The following is a 20,745-nucleotide window of genomic DNA, read 5'->3' as shown; positions in this document are numbered from 1 at the left end:
AATGATTCGCCCCCACGTGGAAAAGAAAAAATATCCACGTGGAGATTTGAGATTCCCCACGTGGATATTCGAGAAAGAAGGGAATCGGACGAATTCCCCCGTAAAGATATGTAAATAGAGATTAGAGGTTAGAGGTTAGCTCATTTCTGCAGGAAGATCTACTCGATTCCCCCCTCAAAAAGCTTTTACCGGACAGCAGTATTTAGCGAGTGATCGTCTGGGAGCGACCTTGTAGGTTGCCGGCAGACTGCCGTGTTGTGGTCGGATTGTTACGAAGAGGCGAGCCACTTCCAGTGCCGAAGGGCTGCGTCTGAGTCTTGCCCTGCTTGTTGTCTTGCCCCTTCTCCTGTTCCTTAGGAGGAGCGCCTATCTCTACATTTTCGCCACGCGCTCGCGCCTCTCGCTCCTCGGCACGTGAGGGGAGTCCCATGATCTTACGCTCACGATCTGTCGGATTCCAGCGCTTGCCGTAGCGCTCTCGCATACGCTGCGCATACTCGACGTTGAGATCGCGCTTTTCTGTGCCTGTGTTAGCACGACTGCCTTCTCCCTCAGCTTGCTTATCTCCCTCCAGCTCTTTCGGGCGCTGCTCTGCTAGGGGCGTACCATCGTATGCCCACTTCTGCTCCGTGGCAAAGCGCGCCTGTACATTCACCGTCTGAGGCAGATAGCGCACAGGCTCAGGAGGAGTCACTGGGTAGACGCCACCATCCCAAGCGCCATTGCCATTAAGGTCCACATAGAGCTTGAGGAAGTAAGCTCCAGGAGCTAGCTCCGTAAAGGTGACTAAGCCCGCACTATCGGGCTGAGCAGTCGCCAGCACCTCCTCTTTACTACTGAGTAGGTAGACGTAGAGCGGACTCTCCGTGGGGTAGCCTGTGAGCGTGACTGCGAGAGAACCCACTTCGGCCGCAGAGGCGATCTTGAGATCCTTCTGTGCCGGAGCACTGACACCACCATAGAGTCCCGTTATGGCAGCGGTATCTACGGTGAGTCGGTAAGTAGTCCCAGGCTCTTTGGCAAAGTCTACCAGCCATCGACAGCGTCGTATGCTGTCAGGTCTTAACTGACAGGAGATAGGCTGTGGTACCGAATCGACCAACTTAGCGAGCTGTACCAAGGTCGTGTCAATGCCCAGGATCGGCACATCGTAGCTAATCCAGAGGGAGTCACGGGACGTCTCTTTGTTGATATCATCGAGCGAAAGGAGCGTGACAGCTCTCGGATCATTCTTTGGATCCGCTAGAGCGGTGGAGTCACTCGCCTGAGTGAGGCTGTCGCTAGCCGTCTGAGGTGTGGCTATCTTCGGTTGTTTCTTTGGCTTAGCTTTAGCCTTAGCAACCTGCACTCTAGGTGCTTGTAGCGTCATCGTGTCGAGCTTATTGATCGGACTACCTATCGAGTCAGTCGTAGGATAGGCAAATGCCACCACCACGGAGTCTCTTGCCAGTGAGTCGTGAGGCGAGAGCCAGTAGACGAGACTCTTACGATCTGTCGAGAGGTCAGGATAGTAGCTCGTGGCGGTCGTCAGGTAGTCTGGCGAGAGGATCGTAAGCTGTGGCAGCGTATCAATAGGCTCTGTAAAAGTCGCCATGAGCGACATCGAGTCACGTCTCGTAAGTCGCTCGAGACGGATAAGATTCGTCTTCGGACGTGTCAAGAGGAGCACCAGATCGTTAGGCAGGTAGACGTAAGGCGAGACGCTGTCTGTCGCCGCCGCAGTACTGTCTGCCGATGCTGTAGGCTCGTTCCCCTTAGAGAGCAAACTATCTGCAGACGCTCCCAGCGAGTCGGCTACACTTTGCAACGAGTCGGCCGTATTTCGAAGCGAGTCCACCTTTGTCTCCTTTGTTTCCTTGGCGGGCATGAGAGCCGAGCGGTGTACCACCTCGGTGCGGAAGCTGTCGGGCGTGATCGCAAAGCTCTCGTTCGGAGCGTTGTAGCTATAGCTACGATCCATATCGATGAGCGCGATGGCGTAGTAAGCTCCGTCTCGTACGTTCTCTAGGGTAAAGCGCCCCTGATCGTCCGTATAAGTCATGCGGGTCATCGGACGGTCTAGCGTATCCACAGGGAGTGGCGTCGCGTAGACACCCGCTAGGATACGCGGCACCGGCTGTAGCGTGTAGGCATCGAGTACTTGACCCGCCACCTGCATCGTATCTAGATAATCGCCAGTACTAAAGGCGTAGACATACTGCTCGATGTAGTTACCCTCGTTGTAGTCCTTGATAGCACGATTGAAGTTGATCGTGTAGGTCGTGTTCGCGATGAGGCTATCTTGGTACGTGATGACCAGCTGCTTCTGATTGACCAAAGCCTTCGGCGGAATGCGCTGTGGTGGTGAATAGATCACCTTATCCTCGCCTCGCTCAAGTTGTATGTACTCATCGAAAGTGATGCGCACACGATGCGACGTAACATGCGTACTACCCTCCTCAGGCGTGCAACGCACTACACGAGGCGGGGTCATATCGTAGGGTCCTCCCTCTGGCGAAGATTGCTTGGCACATCCCACAGCTCCTAGGATAAGGAGCAGGAAGGTAACTAAAAGCGTGGAGAGCTGCTGGTGCGGATGAGACATATATGGTGGTGGCTATATAGCTTTAGATAGTTCCCTCTCGGAGCAGTTGTGGTGTATCGCCCGTGCAGTCGATGATCGCCCCATGACCACCAGGAGCCACACCTCCATCGATGATCAGGTCCACCAAATGCCCATAGTACTCCTCGATGAGCTCAGGGTCGGTCAGGTAGTTCGTGTCGTATCCCTCTGGCAGGTCTGGCAGCGAGCCCGTCAGGAGCGGCTCCTCCAGCTCCTCCAGTATGATGCGTGTCACGGGATGCTTGCAGAGCTGCACGCCCACCTCCTTGCGTTGGCGAAAAGGCGTCGGGAGCGTCGTCGTCGGAGGCAGTATATAGGTAGCAGGCTCGTACTCGCCCGACTTCATCAGAGCAAAAGTATCGTCTCCCAGCTTAGCATACTGAGCCACCTCGCCTAGGTCTTGGCACATGATCGCCAAGGTGTGACGCTTGCTGTCTACCCCTTTGATCTGGCACACCTGCTCCACGGCACGCTTCTTCAGCGCCGAGCAACCAAGCGCATAGCCTACACCTGTAGGGTAGATAATCACTCCGCCACTCTCCAGGCATTGGACCACCTCACGCACCACAGCGTAGTCGGGGGTGTCCGCATAGATCTTCGTTAGCATAGTGTATTAGAGCGCATAGAGGTAAGCGATCTCCTCCGCCCAGAGCTCAGGCACGGGCGTCTCTAGGACGATCGGGATGTTGTCTAGATGTGGGTCGTCCATCAGCATTTTGAAAAGCTCTGTACCCATAAAGCCCTTGCCAATAGACTCATGACGATCCACACGAGTGCCCAAATCCTTCTTGCTATCATTCAGATGAATGGAGCAGAGCTTGTCGTAGCCGATGATATCGTCGAAGGCTTGCCACATAGCCGTGTAGCCATCGGCCGTGCGTATCTCATAGCCTGCCGCCAGCGTGTGCGCTGTGTCGATGCAGACACCCACACGGCTAGTATCCTCAACGAGCGAGATGATGTAGGCGAGCTGCTCGAAGGTGTAGCCCACGTTGGTCCCTTGACCTGCCACATTCTCCAAGACCAGCTTAACTCCCTCCGACTCGGCCAGCACAGCATTCATCTCAGCGGCTATGTACTCCATACACTGCTCCTCAGAGATCTCCTTGAGGTGACTCCCTGGGTGGAAGTTGAGCAAGCTCAGCCCCAACTGCTCGCAGCGATGCATCTCATCGATCATCGCATGGCGACTGCGCTGACGCTTGGCAGCATCCGCATTACCTATATTATATAGGTAGCTCGCATGAGGTAGGATATGCTCGCGCTGTATGCCCACCTGGTCACAGTTGGCGATAAAAGCATCGATCTGCTCCTTGGTGTAGGGCTTAGCATTCCACTGCCGCTGGTTCTTGAGAAAGAATGCGAAGGCACGCGCGCCCAGTTCGCCAGCACGCAGAGGAGCCTCCTCCACGCCACCAGCTGCGCTCACATGCGCTCCGATATATTTATTAGGATGTTTGGTATAGCTCATGATGAAAACAGTTAGTCGTATAACCCTAACTCTCGCAAAGATACAGAAAAAGCAGCGAGCTATCCTCTCCTCCGATTAGCCTCGACTTCGTAAATCCCCAAAATGAAAATAGCTCCCTGCGCACTGCAAGGAGCTATTCATAAGAGTGATGTATCACTTGTGACCTCGGAGGGGCTCGAACCCTCGACCCACTGATTAAGAGTCAGTTGCTCTACCAACTGAGCTACGAAGTCAATCCTCATTCAGGCGAGTCACCAGCGACTTCCTTCCTGAACCGTGATGCAAAGGTACAACTTTTTCTGAACACTGCAAGCGTTTGCCCCACTTTTTTTTGCTTCGAGCTGAAATTTCTTCCAAGTCTTCTTCTCTCGCACTTGAGTCCGAGGACCTATCCTCCATAAATATAGACTGTTATGGTTTGGATACTGCGAGCCTCCCTACAAATAGAGCCTGTTGATTTTTGCAACAGTCTCAAATAAACTCAATGCCTCAACGACTAGTCACTTTCGTGTGTCCCGACAGTACTCGTCGCACGTACGAGAAGCTCGATCTCCACGTGGAGGTTTTGGAGTTTCCACGTGGGAAAGGAAAAACTTCTCCGAAGTTTCATTTCATTCTTCCGAAGTTTTATTTCTCCCCTACGTGGAGAATGAACGATAGCCACGTGGGGATGTGACATTTCCCACGTGGCTATCGTTAGTAATCAGGATTGATATAATCCGTCGCGTTACGCTTCCTTGCCGAGGAGTATCTCGAGGCACTTAGCAGCTGAGTAGGCGACAGGTGTGCCTGGGCCGAAGATAGCTGCCACGCCTGCCTTGTAGAGGAAGTCGTAGTCCTGAGCTGGGATAACACCGCCAGCGGTGACGATGATATCAGGACGTCCGAGCTTGCGTAGCTCCTCGATGACCTGCGGGATGAGCGTCTTGTGTCCTGCTGCCAGTGAGCTGACGCCAAGGATGTTGACGTCGTTCTCGACAGCCTGACGAGCACTCTCCTCAGGAGTCTGGAAGAGAGGACCCATATCGACGTCAAAGCCGCAGTCGGCATAGCCAGTGGCTACGACCTTAGCACCACGGTCGTGACCGTCTTGTCCCATCTTAGCTATCATGATACGAGGCTGACGCCCCTCACGCTGTGCAAATTCCTCGGCAAGCTGCTTGGCATACTCCAGCTGCTTGTCATGTCCTGACTCTTTTGAATACACGCCACTGATCGTTCTAATTACTGCACTGTATCGTCCGACGACTGCCTCACAAGCATCGGATATTTCGCCTAGCGAGGCACGTAGACCTGCTGCCTTGACAGCCAGCTCGAGGAGGTTGCCCTGCTTGGTGCGTACACACTCGGTGATCTCCTTGAGAGCAGCCTGTACAGCCTGCTCGTCACGATGAGCGCGTAGGTCCTCTAGACGAGCTACCTGGCTCTGACGTACGGAGGTGTTGTCGATCTCTAGGATCTCTATCGGATCCTCGTGCTCTAGGCGGTACTTATTGATACCGATGATCACCTGCTGGTTGGAGTCGATACGAGCCTGCGTACGTGCGGCTGCCTCCTCGATACGCATCTTGGGGAGACCAGTCTCGATAGCCTTGGCCATACCACCGATCTTCTCGACCTCTTGGATATGCTCCCAAGCTCTGTGAGCGATCTCGTCCGTGAGGGTCTCTATATAATAGGAGCCACCCCATGGATCGATAGAGCGGCAGACCTGCGTCTCCTTCTGGATGTAGATCTGCGTATTACGAGCTATACGAGCTGAGAAGTCGGTCGGCAAGGCGATCGCCTCATCGAGTGCATTGGTGTGTAGCGACTGCGTGTGACCGAGGGCTGCTGCCATAGCTTCGATACAGGTACGCCCCACGTTGTTGTAGGGATCCTGCTCGGTGAGCGACCATCCAGAGGTCTGGCAGTGCGTGCGGAGCATGAGCGACTTAGGATTCTCAGCACCAAAGCTCTTGACCACCTTAGCCCAGAGCATACGTGCGGCACGCATCTTAGCGATCTCCATAAAGTGGTTGACGCCGATACCCCAGAAGAAGGAGAGACGTGGCGCAAACTTGTCCACAGGGATGCCTGCGTTGATACCAGCGCGGAGGTACTCGATACCGTCGGCGATGGTGAAGGCGATCTCGATGTCGGCCGTAGCACCAGCCTCCTGCATGTGGTAGCCGGAGATGGAGATAGAGTTGAACTTAGGCATCTTCTGCGAGGTGTACTCAAAGATGTCGGCGATGATCTTCATCGAGAATTCAGGCGGATAGATATAAGTGTTGCGCACCATGAACTCCTTGAGGATATCGTTCTGAATGGTACCAGCCATCTCCTCGAGCTTAGCACCCTGCTCTAGTCCAGCATTGATGTAGAAAGCGAGGACAGGCAAGACGGCTCCATTCATCGTCATGGAGACAGACATCTTGGCTAGCGGGATACCATCGAAAAGCACCTTCATATCCTCCAGCGAGCAGATAGAGACGCCCGCCTTACCCACATCGCCCACGACACGTGGGTGGTCAGCATCGTAACCACGGTGTGTCGGGAGGTCGAAAGCGACTGATAGTCCCTTCTGACCACTTGCTAGGTTACGACGGTAGAAGGCGTTACTCTCCTCAGCCGTTGAGAAGCCAGCGTACTGACGTATGGTCCACGGACGGAACGGGTACATCAAGCTATACGGGCCACGAAGGAAGGGGGGCAGACCCGACACGTAGTCGAGGTGCTCTAGCTCCTCTATATCGTCAGCCGTGTAGACTGGCTTGACTTTGATCTGCTCTGGCGTAGTCCAGTTCGCCTCTAGAGCATGCTCCTTGCCCCACTTAGCGGCATCGGTGCGTCCAAACTGAGAGTGACTCAGGTCAATCTCTTTATATAATGGCTTTGTCATTTGTGTGTGTTTCTTAGAGGGTTACTACGCTAGTCCAAAGAGCTCGTTGAAGTGCTGTAGAGTCTCCAACACGTTACTACGGACATGGATAAAGTGCTCGATGCCGAGAGCCTGCAGTTGCTCCGTACAGGCGGGATTGCCCGCTACGACAAACTGCGCTCTACCGTCGAGTAGACGGAATGCCTCAGGAGCGTAAGTCTCATACTCATCGTCACTAGAGCAGAGCACCACGATGTCTGCCTTAGCAGCGACAGCTGCGTCGATACCCTCTTGGACTGTCTCAAAGCCGAGGTTGTCGATGAGCTTGTAACCGGCACAGCCGAAGAAGTTGCCCGAGAACTGTGAGCGAGCGAGTCTCATGGCTAGATTACCGATCGTCAGCATGAAGACGACAGGCTGCTTGCCACGCTCCGTCGTCAAGCGGAGCTCCTCAAACTGATTAGCACCACGATCAAAGTTGAGAGGCTGTAGACCCTCCTGCTTTTCTCCAGCAGAGCAACCGCACCCCGTCGTGATGACAGCGGGCGTCGCGAGCTTCTCGTGAGCAGTCTCTGTGAAGTTCGGGAATTCGTTGGTACCTAGTAGGGTCTCCTTGCGCTTTGCGACCGCTGCGTGACGCTCTGTATTGGCCTCCTGGAGGTCATGCTGTAGTGCGCCTGTGGTGACAAAGCTCTCGAACCCGCCCTCGCTAGCACTGATCTCGCCAAAGAGCTGCCAAGCTTGCTCGGCGATCACATTGGTCAGCGTCTCTATGTAGTAAGAACCAGCAGCCGGGTCGACAACCTTGTCGAAGTGGCTCTCCTCGCTCAGAAGGAGCTGCTGATTGCGTGCGATACGCTCGGAGAAGTCGGTACTCTCCTCGTAAGCAATGTTGAAGGGCAGGACCGTGATCGAGTCGACACCGCCCAGTGCGGCCGACATGGTCTCCGTCTGCGAGCGGAGCAGGTTGACATAAGCGTCATAGATGGTCATATTCCACTGCGAAGTGGTAGCATGCTGGCAGATCTTAGCCACATCGCCCTTGTACTGGTCACCATGCGCCCCGATAATCTCGGCCCATAGCCAGCGTGCCGCACGGAACTTGGCCATCTCCATGAAGTAACTCGAGCTGATGCCGAAGTGGAACTTGATCCTCGGAGCGATCTCCTCGACCTTGTGACCACGAGCCACCATTTGGTCGAGCACCTCAGCGCCCCACGCGAGTGCATAGGCGAGCTCCTTGACGATACCTGCGCCAGCGTTGCTCAGCATCGAGGCCTCTACGATGTAAAGGCGCATCTGTGGGATAGGCTTGGCAATGTTGTAGAGCTGCTCTAGCGTGTCGTAGCGCTTGTTGTCGACGACGCCCTTCACCAGCTCTCGCTTGAAGGGGTTATACTCGATAGCACCTCTTACGGCTGCACCGTCGATCTGATGCTTCTGCACGTAGGCAACGAAGAGTTCTGCCAGCTCGACCGTACGGGAGATACAGGTTGAGAGATTGATCTCGACGGCCGTCAGGTCTATTCCCTTCAGGAGTGTCTCTAGGGTCTCGGCAGAGAGGATCGTCTTAGAGATGTTGAACCCTAGGGAGGTGACTCCCTTATTGAGTATATCTAGAGCCTTAGCATTCGCCTCGGCGGGATCCTTAACCTTAATGTCTTGGCGTACGAGCCACTCATTGTTTAGCTTCGTCGATCGCACGTAGGGGTATTCACCAGGTAGTGCTAGACGTGAGGCATATTGAGCAATGTCTTCGCGTCTGTACATAGGCTGTAGGTTAAAGCCTTCAGGCGTACGCCATACGAGCCGCTTGTCAAAGGAGGCACCCTTGAGATCGACTGTGACTTTCTCCAGCCACTGCTCTTTGCTTACGGGGGGAAAATCCCCAAAGAGCCGTTCTCTTTTATTTGCCATATCGTATATGTGTGTGTTGTGTGAATTGATTACGCAAAGGTGTAACAATGAGGACTCTCTCCTATCCGATAGAAGCTAGTCGACCGTGTTGCTACCCGCAAAGATAACTATTTCTATTCAATAGAGCGTCACCAGTGCCTATTGTCATCACAACAATAGGGCCAAAGGCTATAGATCAGCGAAGCTCTTGCGACGCAAGACGAAGTCGCGTCCGAGGTACTTCTCACGCACGAGAGCGTTATCAGCGAGCTGCTCGGCCGTACCCTGAAAGAGTACCTTGCCTTCAAAGAGCAGATAGGCACGATCAGTGATGCTGAGCGTCTCATTGACATTGTGATCGGTGATCAGGATGCCGATGTTGCGCTGCTTGAGCTTAGCTACGATAGACTGTATGTCCTGCACAGCAATCGGGTCGACACCTGCAAAGGGCTCGTCGAGCATGATAAACTTAGGGTCGATAGCAAGGCAGCGAGCTATCTCGACACGTCTACGCTCACCTCCCGAGAGTCTATTACCCTGATTGGTGCGAACCTTGTGAAGTCCAAACTCATCGAGCAGTGTCTCCAGTCTCTCGTGCTGCTGCTCCGGTGTGAGTGGTGTCATCTCTAGCACCGCCTTGATATTGTCCTCTACCGAAAGCTTTCTAAAGACCGACGCCTCCTGCGCTAGATAGCCGATCCCGAGACGGGCGCGCTGATAGACCGGGAGCTTCGTAATATCCTGTTCATTGAGAAATATCTTACCCCCATTAGGTACGACTAGTCCCACCGTCATATAGAAAGTGGTCGTCTTGCCCGCACCATTAGGGCCTAGCAGTCCGACGATCTCCCCTTGGCGTAGCTCGATAGAGACATCGTTGACCACCGTACGACTACGGTAGCGCTTCACTAGATGCTCCGTACGCAAGAGCCCCGTCTCACCTTTGTGGCGATCAGGCGAGAGTGCCTCAGCGGTATCTATAGTGTCTGTCATAAGCTATACAAAGAGTAAGATGAGTAGCTGTGCGGTGATGATACGGACGAACATGCCGAGCGGATAAACCGTGGCGTAAGCGACCGTATGTCTGCTGCCCTTCAGCCTGTCGCCGACCACCTCCAGAGCCATCGGGTTCGCCATGCTACCACACACCACACCACACATGATGGCGTAGTCACCCCGCTTGCGACGTAGCATATACCAGCCGACCAGCAGGATCGGGAGCACCGTCAGCAAGGCACCATAGCCGAGCCATACCAAGCCACGTGTGCTAAAGAGGATGTCAAAGAAGCCAGCACCCGACGAGAGTCCCAGACAGCCCAGATAAAGGATCAGTCCCAGCTGTCGCACCAGCAGACTGGCACTATTGGTGATGTAAGTGGTCACATGCATACGAGGCCCGAAGGCTCCCATGAGGATACCGATGATGATACCGCCACCAGCCAGCCCCAGTCGTATAGGCAAGCTCACACCAGGGATATAGAAAGGTATCATACCAACGAAAACGCTGATGAAAAGGCCGATGAAAAGCCCCAACAAGTTGGGAGCATCCAAGTCCTTGATCTCGTTGCCAATCTTTGCTGCAACAGCATCGGTAGCCTCTTTGGTCCCCACCACGGTCATGCGGTCTCCTAGTTGCAGGTGCAGATCGGGCGATGTGAGCAGCTCGATGCCCGCACGATCGATACGTGTCACATTGACCCCGTAGTCATTGCGCAGGTGCAAAGCACTAAGGCGCACGCCGTTGTACTCCTTGCGTGTGAGTACGAGTCGCCTCGATACGAGACTCTGATCCACACTATCCCAGTCAATGTCGGAGCGGTTCCAATCCTTCTCCACCTTCTTACCAAAGAATAGCTCCAGCCGAGGCACCTCCCGCTCGTCCGAAACGATCAGCAGGCGATCACCCTCTAGTAGTTGTGTCGAGGAGTCGGGAGACAGCGCCTTACCGTCACGCCATATACGACTGATCACAAAAGGCGTCTCAGCAACCCGTGAAACCTCCGAGATAGTCTTGCCGACCACCCCCATATTCTTCACTTCGTACTCGCTAAAGAAAGCAGCATGCTCCTCATCATCAGACTGCCCCTTGGCACGTTTCTTGGCTAAGGGGGCGAGTACATAGAGGGCTAGTATGACACCCACCACACCAAAGGGATAGGTGATTGCACACGCCAGCGCCATCTCAGCCAGCATGCTTTGCCCCTCAGTCCCGACGCTTGGCAAGCTACTCTGAGCCGCAGCTAGCGCAGGTGTATTGGTCGTAGCACCCGACAGGATGCCTACCCACTGACTGATGGGTAGCTCCGAGACGAAAAAGAGTCCCACGACGAATGCCAAGTCGACCAGCACAATGAGGAGCGAGTCGATGTTGTCCCGTATGCCACCCTTCTTGAGTGAGGGGAAGAAAGCTGGTCCCACCTGAAGACCGAGGGCGTAGATAAAGAGGATCAGCCCAAAGTTCATCGCAAAGTCTAGCGTCCTCGCCTCTAGCGTGATACCCCAGTAAGAGAGCAGGATACCGACGAAGAAAACAAAAGTCACCCCCAGTGAAATACGGGCTATACGAATACGAGCCAAGAGCAATCCCACCAGAGAGACTAGTGAGATCACAATAATCGATTGAGGCACCGATGGTATTACGAAGAGTTCGTTGAGAAAAGCTCGCAGACTATCCATACATGTATTTAGAAATAGTAGGTCAGCCCCCTACTTGGGGAGCCTAGCAGACGGGAGCGCACATCGTCTAGACGAAACGTCCCAATAGTTGCGCAAAGATACACAGAATCAGATTAACAGCGCATACGACTAACTTCGCACATTCCAGGTCAGCAACATAAGTACGCAGTTATCTATAATTGAATTGCTAACAGGCACAATTTCTTTGATTTAACTTAAACTCTTCTTTGTTATCATTGAAGTTTTACTGCTCCTTTTTTCTGTTTGTGGGCAGTGTTTAGGGTAATAAGGAACTGCTTTCAACATCCGATGATCTAGCCAAGAAGTTGGAAGTACTTATCAAAGAAAGAATGAAGGGTGGTATTCCGAAATACCGGAATATCTCCCTTTTGATTTACCGCTTTTTGAACTTGCCACCTTTCAGGTCACTCTCCACTATACTCTTATTGAGTTTCTCTCGGAGTTCATCGAGGAAATGGGTGCGGTTGTCATCCTTCCGAAGCTTCATATATACGTCGTAGCAAGTCTTTACTTCCTTTTGAGCTTTACTTAACACTTTCCGTAATTCCGCCACCTTGACCATTCGTGTTGTTGCTTCCTGTACTGAGGTCGTCATTGACGATTGTGTGGCGAGCCTTCGAAACGTTCTGTTTCATCTGACCGAAGTTGTAGGTTAGGTTGATGCCGACGCTGAAGTTACTGCGAGAGACTATAGTTGTCACGTTATTGCCTGGTCCATGCCCATGTATGTTTAGTCTCATTACAGGCGTGAAGGGGTTCTGCACGTAGGCACCTACGGTGAGGAGATCCTTGAGGAATTTCTTGCTGATGTTGACGTTGTTCCACCAGAGGTTGTAGTTGTCCATATTGAGTGCTACACCTTGCTGTACGTAGCCTCCTGAGAGGGTGGCAGACCAACTCTTGGGGAGTGTGAACATAGCCTGAAACCACAACTGGCCGCCCCAGCCTCCATTCTTCCATGCATAGATGTTCGCAGTGCTGTTGATCTTGCCAAAGGACTCGAAGGAGTGATAGCCATACATCCCTCCTCCCATGATGCGTAGCCAGAGGGTAGGCATGTAGGAACTGTAGAGTGTGAGGATGGTGCTCCAGTTGCGCCCGATATTGCCCCAAGTGAAGTGGATCAGTTTAGGATTCGAGGGGTCTGCGAAGTTGTAGACGCCTATAGCATTGTTGCATAGTTGACCGATGAGCGATGCTTGTAGCATGAATCGATTGCTAAAGGTGCTGAAGGAAAGTGTGCCCGAGTGGCGATGCTCATTCTCCAAGTTGGGATTCCCGTACTGGATCTCATAGGGACTTCCTTGATTGCGTGTCGGATTAAGTTGCATGATATTGGGACGTGCTACATTAAAGCGATATGCGAAGCCGATCTGTTGCGTTGGTGAGAAGTTGTACGAGAGATTGACCTCTGGCACCCAGTCGAGGAACTGGTTCTTGAAGTTGTCCGATGGATTGTTTGGGTAATAGATATTGTTTAGTCCATACTCCCCACGCACGCCCGTCTTGAAGCCAAAGACTCCAACATGAAGAGCATAAGAGGCATAGGCTCCGATGATCTGCTGACGGTATCGCATCGCTCCAGCTGAGGCAATCTTCTGGTCGAAGGCTCCTCCTGAGTTCCATTCGCCTTCACTTCCTACACGAAATAGGTAGGTGGGATCTGTATTGCCAAGGCGGGCGATGTACTTCACACCAGTCTCGAGGGTGTGCATCTGCCCGAAGGGGCGTACGTAGTCGATTTGTCCAGTATGTTCGTGGAGGTTGCCTCGGTTGATAGTTTGTTGCTGGAGTAGTCGCTCAGTGGGTATGAGATAGTTTATGCTCATTAGCTCATCAGCCTCTGTGGGGTTGCCAGCATAGCGGTAGGAGAGGGTGAGCAGCTCGCCCTGCAGATCGGTGGAGTGCTGGTAGTCCACCGAGGTCTCGATGGTGCTGTAGAGCGACTTGGTGGAGGAGTCGTACGTGGTAGTGCTGATGGGGGCAGCCATAGTAAGGTCCTGCGGAGCGTAGTCGTGGCTGGTAACTTTGGAGAGGGATAGGCTGTTGACCCGCATCAGGGAGAGGTTCGCCGAGAGGAGGTCGCGGGGCGAAATGTCGTACGAGGCGGATAGGTTGCCCATGTGTACCTTGGCGTTGTTGCCAGTACTGGCATCGGAATGGCTGAGCGCAACGTCGGAGGTGCGGGTGGTTAGGACGGTCTGCGTGGTGTGGGGCATGTAGTTGAAGTTGTACGAGCCGCTGAAGCCAAACTTCCCCTTCTTGCCAGTCAAGGATAGGCTACCATTGCCGCCTACCTTCTTGTTGGTGTAGTGGGTGCCTACAGTCACAGAGCCTGCCAGTCCCTCCATCTCTTCCTTGCTCTCGGTCACAATGTTCAGGATGGCACCTACTCCCTCAGCATCGTACTTCACGCCGGGGTCGGTGATCACCTCGATGTTCTGCACCAGAGAGGCGGGGATGGAGCGTAGCACGGTGGAGGGGTCTTGATCCATCATCTTGGATGGCTTGCCGTTCATATAGATTTTGAAGGATGAGGAACCCTTGACCTGTATATTGTCTTGCCCATCAACGGTCACGAGTGGCACCTTGCGCAGCATATCGAGGAGGGTAGAGCTCTGAGCCGAGGGGTCGTCCTTGACACTATAGGCTATGCGGTCTATATCCACCTTGAAGAGTGGACGGGCGGCTACGACCCGCACTTCGTCCAGCTCAGTAGTGCTCTCCTGCATCAGGATCACTACGGGCCGATCGGTGCCGTACTCTTCGGGAAGTATCGTTACCTCTTGGCACTCCATCCCGATAAAGGTGGCTACGAAGCGGTACTCGCGCCCCTCCTCTAAGGTGAAGATGAAGCGGCCAATGTGGTCGCTCACCTGGCTGAGCGTGTCGAGCTGCTCACCTCGCTGAGTGATGGCGTGGACGTTGGCAAAGGGTACTGGGCTGCGATTGGTCGCCATCAATACGGAGCCAGATACTTGTTGCATTTCTATAGATTTCTGTTGTGCAAAGGTGGTCATACTATGTGTAATCACCATTGTAGTCAGCAAAAAAAAAATAAAAACCAAATTATTCATATGCATTTATTTTTCCGCACATTCTAGTGTCAAGTGCAACACGGTTACAAATGTAGGAAAAAACTTCATAGGGAGTTTTATAGCCTAGTTTTTTTCGCTTTCACTTCGGGGCTGACGCATCATAATCGCTCTGTCATGAGCTACACATAGCGACAAGCAAGGCATAGATGAGTTCACTATATATAAATGTGCCACCCATGGATTGGCTGTTGGCTGTTAGCTATTGGCTGTTAGCTATCGGAACCATCGGAGCTATCAGAGTGATCGGATCTCTAATCTCTAGCTTCTAATCTCTAACTTCTAATCTCTAACCTCTAATCTCTATTTACATATCTTTACGGGGAAATTCGTCCGATTCCCTCCTTTCTCGAATATCCACGTGGGGAATCTCAAATCTCCACGTGGATATTTTTCTTTTTCCACGTGGAGGCGAATCATTTCTTCCGAAGTTTCATTTCATTCCTCCGAAGTTTCATTTCATTCCTCCGAGGAATTTTTTATTCTCCACGTGGGGATTTCGAAATATCCACGTGGGGATCGCTTTTCCCCGACATTGCGCCGTCTCAATATGTAATCAGTTCTAAATTATTGCAACGAGCCAGCGTCTAATTTTGTCCAGACAGGGCTGACGCATCATAATAGCTCTGTCATGAGCTGCACGTAAGGGCCAGCGAGGAGGAGTTACCTTCCCCCTCCAGGTCACAAGTAGCGATGACGTAGCGAGACTCCTAGCGTCAAGTAGCTCTGACGATAAGGCTCGCAGTGGAGCCGGAGGAAGAGTCCCAGCTTGTCAAGATAGCGTAGTCGAGGATAGGCCTCGAGACCTGCCTGCAGATGAGCATAGCTCTGCTCTCCCGCAGCCTTGTCGTAGCCGATACCGAGGCCATAGCTGTGTCGTAGCTCTAAGTATCGCCACTGGTAGAGGGGCACACCCACAAGGAGATCGCCATGGAGTGTGGGGTGCTCCTTGTCAGGTCGTAGTGAGAGCTCTGCAGCATAGTTGAGAGAAGCGGTCTGCCAGCCAAGCTGCGCGCCGACACAGCCAGCACCGCCCGACAAGTGGCGACTGCACAGGAGTGATAGGTAGAAGTAGTCGTCTGGGATCTCTCGACCTACAGCTGGCGTGTAGCGCCCGAAGATGAGATCGCTCATGAGGTAGCCCACATGTGCCATCGAAACTCCTATGAGTCCGCCCCAGAGGACATCAGAGTACCAGTGACGGTTATTGGCCATGCGTCCGAATGCGACAGAAGTGGCAAAGAGGTACTGCAGATGAGACAGCAGCGGGTAGTCGGCACCATACTCTAGGTTAAAAAGCTCGGCTCCGAGGAAGGCTGTCGCGGTGTGTCCCGAGGGAAAGCTATTAGCCGTAGATCCATCGGGACGCATGCGCTGTACCCCACTTTTGACTGATAGGACGATGGTGGCGGTTCCTAGGGCACCTATAGCATCGGCTGTCAGCATCTCACCCCATGTGCGAGAGCGTCCCGTGGCGCCACCACAGCGCATAGCCAGTTGTAGTCCATAGGAGGCAAACTGCATGTGGTCGTCGTAGTGATTACGCCAGCGAGTACCTAGGAGTGAGTGACGAGTCGTACGGATAGCTACATCACTATGATGTAGTGGATATGCCGCAAAGAGAGCTCCAGGGAGTAGCACGCTGAGGGGATCGGGCGAAGGAGCTAGCGTATCTAGCGAAAGGGCTAGTGTATCTGATGAGTTACTCTGCGCCACTGTCCAGTTACAAGGGCGTAGGAGGAGTAAGAGGACGAGGGTAAGAAGCGTAAGACGTCGCATAGAGCTCTAAAGTTGTCTTAGATCAGATTACGACCTATACCCCATGCGACGATGATCGCAAAGATGATCCAACTGGCGGTACGGCCTGAGAAGCGGCGGTAGAGTCTCTCAGCTCGCAAACTATGAGGACGGGTCAGCTCCAACATCACGAGGAGGACAAAGTAGATCAGAGCTGGGATGAGCAGGACGTTGAGCTGTAGCACCCGTCCTAAGTCGCCATGGAGCAATGCGTGAATGCCTCGCATGGAGCCACAGCCTGGGCATTGCCACCCCGTGAGCTGCAGGAAGGGGCAGCGCGGTATCTGCAGGCTCTCGGGGGTATATAAGTAAAGCACCACTCCCCCTACCAGCATACAGCCTAATAGAGCGAGCAGTGCTTTATTGTGTCCGTTCGTTGCGGGCATATCGCCTCGGCGTTGACTTTACTTCAGATTGTCAAAGCCTCGTCCGTAGACCCCATGCACAGTCCCCTCCGAGACGAACGCATCGGGGTCGATCTCCTTGATAATACGATTGATGCTCTGTAGTTGAGCCTTGCGGGTGACTACCATGAGGATACGCATCTCCTCCTGCGAGTAGCCTCCGTCAGCATGCACGAGTGTACAGCCACGGTGCAGGCGCTGGGTGATAGCCTCGTTGATCTCTTTGTACTTCTTGCTGAAGATAAAGAGCTGTATCGAGTGCTTATTGCTATTGGTCCAGTAGTCGAGCGTCATAGCGCAGAAGACTACCTCCACGATTGAGAAGGTGAGTAGCTCGGCACCGAGCTGTGGATCTTTGCCCGATATATATACATTGACAAAGTAAGAGGTGGTCACGATCGTCGCATCGATCAGGATCATAGCGCGCCCCAGTGAGAGCGTTGTGTACTTGTTAAAGAGGGATACAATGACATCCGTACCACCCGTACTGCCATTCACGTGGAAGACCAGAAAGAGGCCACTACCGCACAGGATACCACCGATGATAACCGCCATAAAGCGCTCTTCTCTGAGCAGAGGCCCTACATTAGGTATGTTGTCTGTGAGCCAGTGGCTCAGATTGTGGTACACCTCTGTATTAGGATCTCCAAAAAGAGCTTGACCGATAGGAATGGCTATACCCATCAGGATGACCCCGATGAGGGTCTTGACGGAGTAACGCCATCCTAAGAAGATGATCGAAACAATCAGTAGCCCGACGTTGATGATGTTATAAGGGATAAAGGCGGGGATATTTGTAGCGATCTGTATGATGGTCGTAACACCCGCTAGTCCGCCCGTAGCGATCTCCTGCGAGAGGACGAAGCCCGCCCAGCCGAGTACATAGAGACAGACACCGAGTACGATAAAAAAGAAGTCGTGGACGAAGTACCACGCTTTCGCTCGATTACTATTGGGAACTGCTAAAGCTTGAGTCATACTATATGATTTGTTTTCTAGAGATAGATGGAATAGTCTTCCCTTGGCCCCGCGCAAGTACGACAGGACCCGAAGACTTTATCATTACAACACAATGTTGACAATGCGCCCCGGCACGACGATCACCTTCTTGAGGGGCTTGCCGTCGATCCACTTGATCGTATCGGCATGCGCCAGCACCTGCTCCTCGATCTGCTCCTTGGAGAGACTGGCGGGGAGCTCAAGGTTAAAGCGCACCTTACCATTGAAGCTGACAGGATAGCGTACCGAGTCCTCAGCGATGAGCGACTCGTCACACTGGGGCCAGGCGGCCGTAACGATGCTTTCGGCTGAGAGCGTCTCGCTACTGCATGTAGCGCGCATCTCCTGCCACAGCATCTCCGCGATATGGGGGGCAAAGGGCGAGAGGAGGATCACCAAGGGGCGTAGCACCTCTAGCGAGGTGGTCTGCGCCTTCTGTAGCTCGCCCACAGCAATCATAAAGGCTGAAACGGAGGTGTTGAAGGAGAGTCGCTCGATGTCTTGCGTGATCTTCTGAATCAGCTTATGGATGGTGCGGAGCTCCTCGCGGCTTGCCTGAGCCTCGGCTGAGACAGCGAGCTGCCCCTCCCCGTCGTGGTAGAGCGACCAGACACGCTTGAGGAAGCGGTACACCCCATCGATACCATTTGTATCCCACGGTTTGCTCTGCTCCAGAGGTCCGAGAAACATCTCGTACATCCTGAGCGTATCGGCACCATACTGATCGATGATTTCGTCAGGGTTGATCACGTTAAACATCGACTTACTCATCTTCTCCACAGCAGAGCCACAGAGATAACTGCCGTCCGCCTCAGTGATGAAGGTGGCGTCGTGGAGATCGTCACGCCACTGACGGAACGCCTCCTGATCGAGTACGTCGTTCTGCACTAAGTGTATGTCCACGTGCATCTGCGTCACATCGTACTGCTCACGCTGCGAGTAGGTTACAAACTGATTTGTCCCCTTGATGCGGTAGACGTAGTTAGAGCGTCCCTGGATCATTCCTTGGTTGACCAAGCGCTTAAACGGTTCATCCTCGCAGACGACCCCGAGGTCATAGAGGAACTTATTCCAGAAGCGGCTATAAATCAAGTGACCCGTAGCATGCTCAGTACCGCCAATGTAGAGATCCACTTGGCGCCAGTAGCTATTAGCTTCGGACGAGACCAATGCAGACTTATTGTGCGGATCCATATAGCGTAGGTAGTAAGCACTACTCCCAGCGAAGCCTGGCATCGTGCAGAGCTCGTAGGGATAGCCCTCCTCAGTACACCAATGCTTAGCACGCCCGAGAGGAGGCTCACCACTCTCCGTGGGGAGATACTTGTCCACCTCGGGAAGGGTCAGTGGAAGCTTGTCGAGTGGTAGCGTGTGCGGCACGCCCTCCTTATAATATATAGGTATCGGCTCGCCCCAGTAGCGCTGACGACTGAAGATGGCATCACGCAGACGGTAATTGATCCACTTCTTGCCCAGACCGTGTTCATCGAGGTAGTGACACATATAGTCGATCGCCTCGGAGACTGGTTTGCCATTGAGGAGCGGCGAGTTGATTAGTTCGCCCTCTTTGCTGTCGAGGCTTTCGCTCCAAGTGGACGGGTCGGACGCTTCGCCACCCTTTGGCAAAACAACCTGACGTATCGGCAAGTCAAAGTGCCGTGCGAAAGCAAAGTCTCTCGAGTCGTGCGCTGGCACCGCCATGATAGCGCCCGTGCCATAGCCCGCTAGCACATAGTCGCTGACCCAGATCGGGATCTGCTCACCCGTGAGCGGGTGCTGTGCGTAGGAGCCCGTGAAGACACCCGTCACCGAGTGATCTGCCTGGCGCTCACGCTCCGTGCGGCGCTTCGTACGATCTAGGTATGCCTCGACAGCCTCACGTTGCTCTCCTGTAGTTAAGTCTGCTACCAGGCTACTCTCGGGAGCTAGCACCATGAAGGTGACTCCGTAGAGTGTGTCGGGACGGGTCGTAAAGATCTCGATAGGCAGCTCACCACGAGCGGTGCTAGCCTTAAAGGTAACCGACGCTCCGACCGACTTACCGATCCAGTTGCGCTGCATCTCCTTGAGCGCATCGCTCCAGTCGAGCTGATCCAGACCCGCCAGCAGACGCTCCGCATAAGCAGAGACACGGAGGCTCCACTGCTTCATCTTGCGCTGCACTACTGGGTAGCCACCACGCTCGCTCACGCCGTCGCTCACCTCGTCATTAGCGAGGACGGTACCGAGCTCAGGACACCAGTTGACCACACTCTCCCCAAGGAAAGCCAAGCGGTAGTGCATCAGCCACTCCGACCGCTCCGCTTCGCTCGCTGCTTGCCACTCCTCAGCCGTTAGCTCCAGTGGCGTACTGCTGTAAGCGGTACAGCCCTCTGTGCCATGCGCCTCGAGATGCTTGACCAACTTGTCGATAGACTCGGCACGATCGGTGGCCGTGTCGTAGTAATGGTGGAAAAGCTGTATGAAAGCCCACTGCGTCCACTTGTAATACTCAGGATCGCAAGTGACCACCTGACGGCTCCAGTCAAAGCCAAAGCCAATATTGTCCAGCTGCTCACGGTAGCGAGCGATGTTGACCCGCGTCGTCTCCTCAGGGTGGCGATTCGTCTGGATAGCGTACTGCTCAGCTGGCAGGCCGAAGGCATCGTACCCCATCGGATGCAGCACGTTGTACCCCTGCAGACGCTTATAGCGAGCGTAAATGTCAGAAGCAATGTAGCCTAGCGGGTGCCCCACATGTAGTCCCGCTCCCGAGGGATAGGGAAACATGTCGAGTACGTAGTACGAAGGCTTGTCTCGGTCTATCTCTACCCGATAAATATCAGCATCCTGCCAGATGCGCTGAGCCGACTGCTCTATGTCGTGGTGATTGTAATCCATACAGTTCTCTCGATTATAGCGCAAAGGTACGAAATTAGAGA

12 protein-coding genes, 1 tRNA gene and 1 pseudogene are annotated in these 20,745 nt (G+C 53.6%); all 14 read right to left on the bottom strand.

Going from position 1 to position 20,745, the window contains the following annotated elements; all coding sequences use genetic code 11:
• Positions 1-202: 202 nt before the first annotated feature.
• The 14 genes and pseudogenes from Q2J34_RS02630 to leuS all read right to left on the bottom strand — a co-directional run bounded on the left by Q2J34_RS02630 (position 203) and on the right by leuS (position 20,704).
• Positions 203-2,584: an Ig-like domain-containing domain gene (locus tag Q2J34_RS02630; protein ID WP_300969203.1), complete on the bottom strand. Its 2,382-nt coding sequence runs from the start codon at positions 2,582-2,584 to the stop codon at positions 203-205.
• A gap of 22 nt (positions 2,585-2,606) precedes the next feature.
• Complete coding sequence (locus Q2J34_RS02625) at positions 2,607-3,209, bottom strand: L-threonylcarbamoyladenylate synthase (protein WP_298889802.1); 603 nt, start codon at positions 3,207-3,209, stop codon at positions 2,607-2,609.
• A gap of 6 nt (positions 3,210-3,215) precedes the next feature.
• Positions 3,216-4,073, bottom strand: a complete 858-nt coding sequence (gene nfo / locus Q2J34_RS02620) for a deoxyribonuclease IV (protein ID WP_298889804.1) — start codon at positions 4,071-4,073, stop codon at positions 3,216-3,218.
• Between the two features lie 160 nt (positions 4,074-4,233).
• A tRNA-Lys gene (locus Q2J34_RS02615) sits at positions 4,234-4,306 on the bottom strand.
• Between the two features lie 494 nt (positions 4,307-4,800).
• Entirely contained in the window at positions 4,801-6,957 is a 2,157-nt protein-coding gene (gene scpA / locus Q2J34_RS02610; RefSeq protein WP_293964298.1) for a methylmalonyl-CoA mutase, read from the bottom strand.
• A 24-nt stretch (positions 6,958-6,981) separates the two neighbouring features.
• Positions 6,982-8,853, bottom strand: a complete 1,872-nt coding sequence (gene mutA, locus Q2J34_RS02605; protein WP_300969202.1) for a methylmalonyl-CoA mutase small subunit — start codon at positions 8,851-8,853, stop codon at positions 6,982-6,984.
• A 168-nt stretch (positions 8,854-9,021) separates the two neighbouring features.
• Positions 9,022-9,825, bottom strand: coding sequence for an LPS export ABC transporter ATP-binding protein (gene lptB / locus Q2J34_RS02600; protein ID WP_300969201.1), 804 nt, complete (start codon positions 9,823-9,825; stop codon positions 9,022-9,024).
• Positions 9,826-9,828: 3 nt separating this feature from the next.
• Complete coding sequence (locus tag Q2J34_RS02595) at positions 9,829-11,508, bottom strand: putative transporter (protein WP_300969200.1); 1,680 nt, start codon at positions 11,506-11,508, stop codon at positions 9,829-9,831.
• Between the two features lie 394 nt (positions 11,509-11,902).
• Positions 11,903-12,088, bottom strand: a pseudogene (locus Q2J34_RS02590) (RteC domain-containing protein); the annotation flags it as partial.
• Complete coding sequence (locus tag Q2J34_RS02585; RefSeq protein WP_254654955.1) at positions 12,054-14,516, bottom strand: outer membrane beta-barrel family protein; 2,463 nt, start codon at positions 14,514-14,516, stop codon at positions 12,054-12,056. The gene Q2J34_RS02585 and the pseudogene Q2J34_RS02590, both read right to left, overlap by 35 nt.
• A gap of 789 nt (positions 14,517-15,305) precedes the next feature.
• Positions 15,306-16,403: a phosphatase PAP2 family protein gene (locus tag Q2J34_RS02580; RefSeq protein WP_300969199.1), complete on the bottom strand. Its 1,098-nt coding sequence runs from the start codon at positions 16,401-16,403 to the stop codon at positions 15,306-15,308.
• Between the two features lie 17 nt (positions 16,404-16,420).
• Positions 16,421-16,807 (bottom strand): DUF2752 domain-containing protein, encoded by a 387-nt coding sequence (locus Q2J34_RS02575; RefSeq protein ID WP_300969198.1) that lies wholly within the window; start codon positions 16,805-16,807, stop codon positions 16,421-16,423.
• Between the two features lie 18 nt (positions 16,808-16,825).
• On the bottom strand, positions 16,826-17,803 hold the full coding sequence (locus tag Q2J34_RS02570; protein ID WP_300969197.1) for a YitT family protein: 978 nt from the start codon (positions 17,801-17,803) through the stop codon (positions 16,826-16,828).
• A gap of 84 nt (positions 17,804-17,887) precedes the next feature.
• Entirely contained in the window at positions 17,888-20,704 is a 2,817-nt protein-coding gene (leuS, locus tag Q2J34_RS02565; protein WP_300969196.1) for a leucine--tRNA ligase, read from the bottom strand.
• Positions 20,705-20,745: the final 41 nt, after the last annotated feature.

Source organism: Porphyromonas vaginalis (genome assembly GCF_958301595.1).
GTDB lineage: Bacteria > Bacteroidota > Bacteroidia > Bacteroidales > Porphyromonadaceae > Porphyromonas > Porphyromonas vaginalis.
This window is presented reverse-complemented; position numbering and strand designations above follow the sequence as displayed.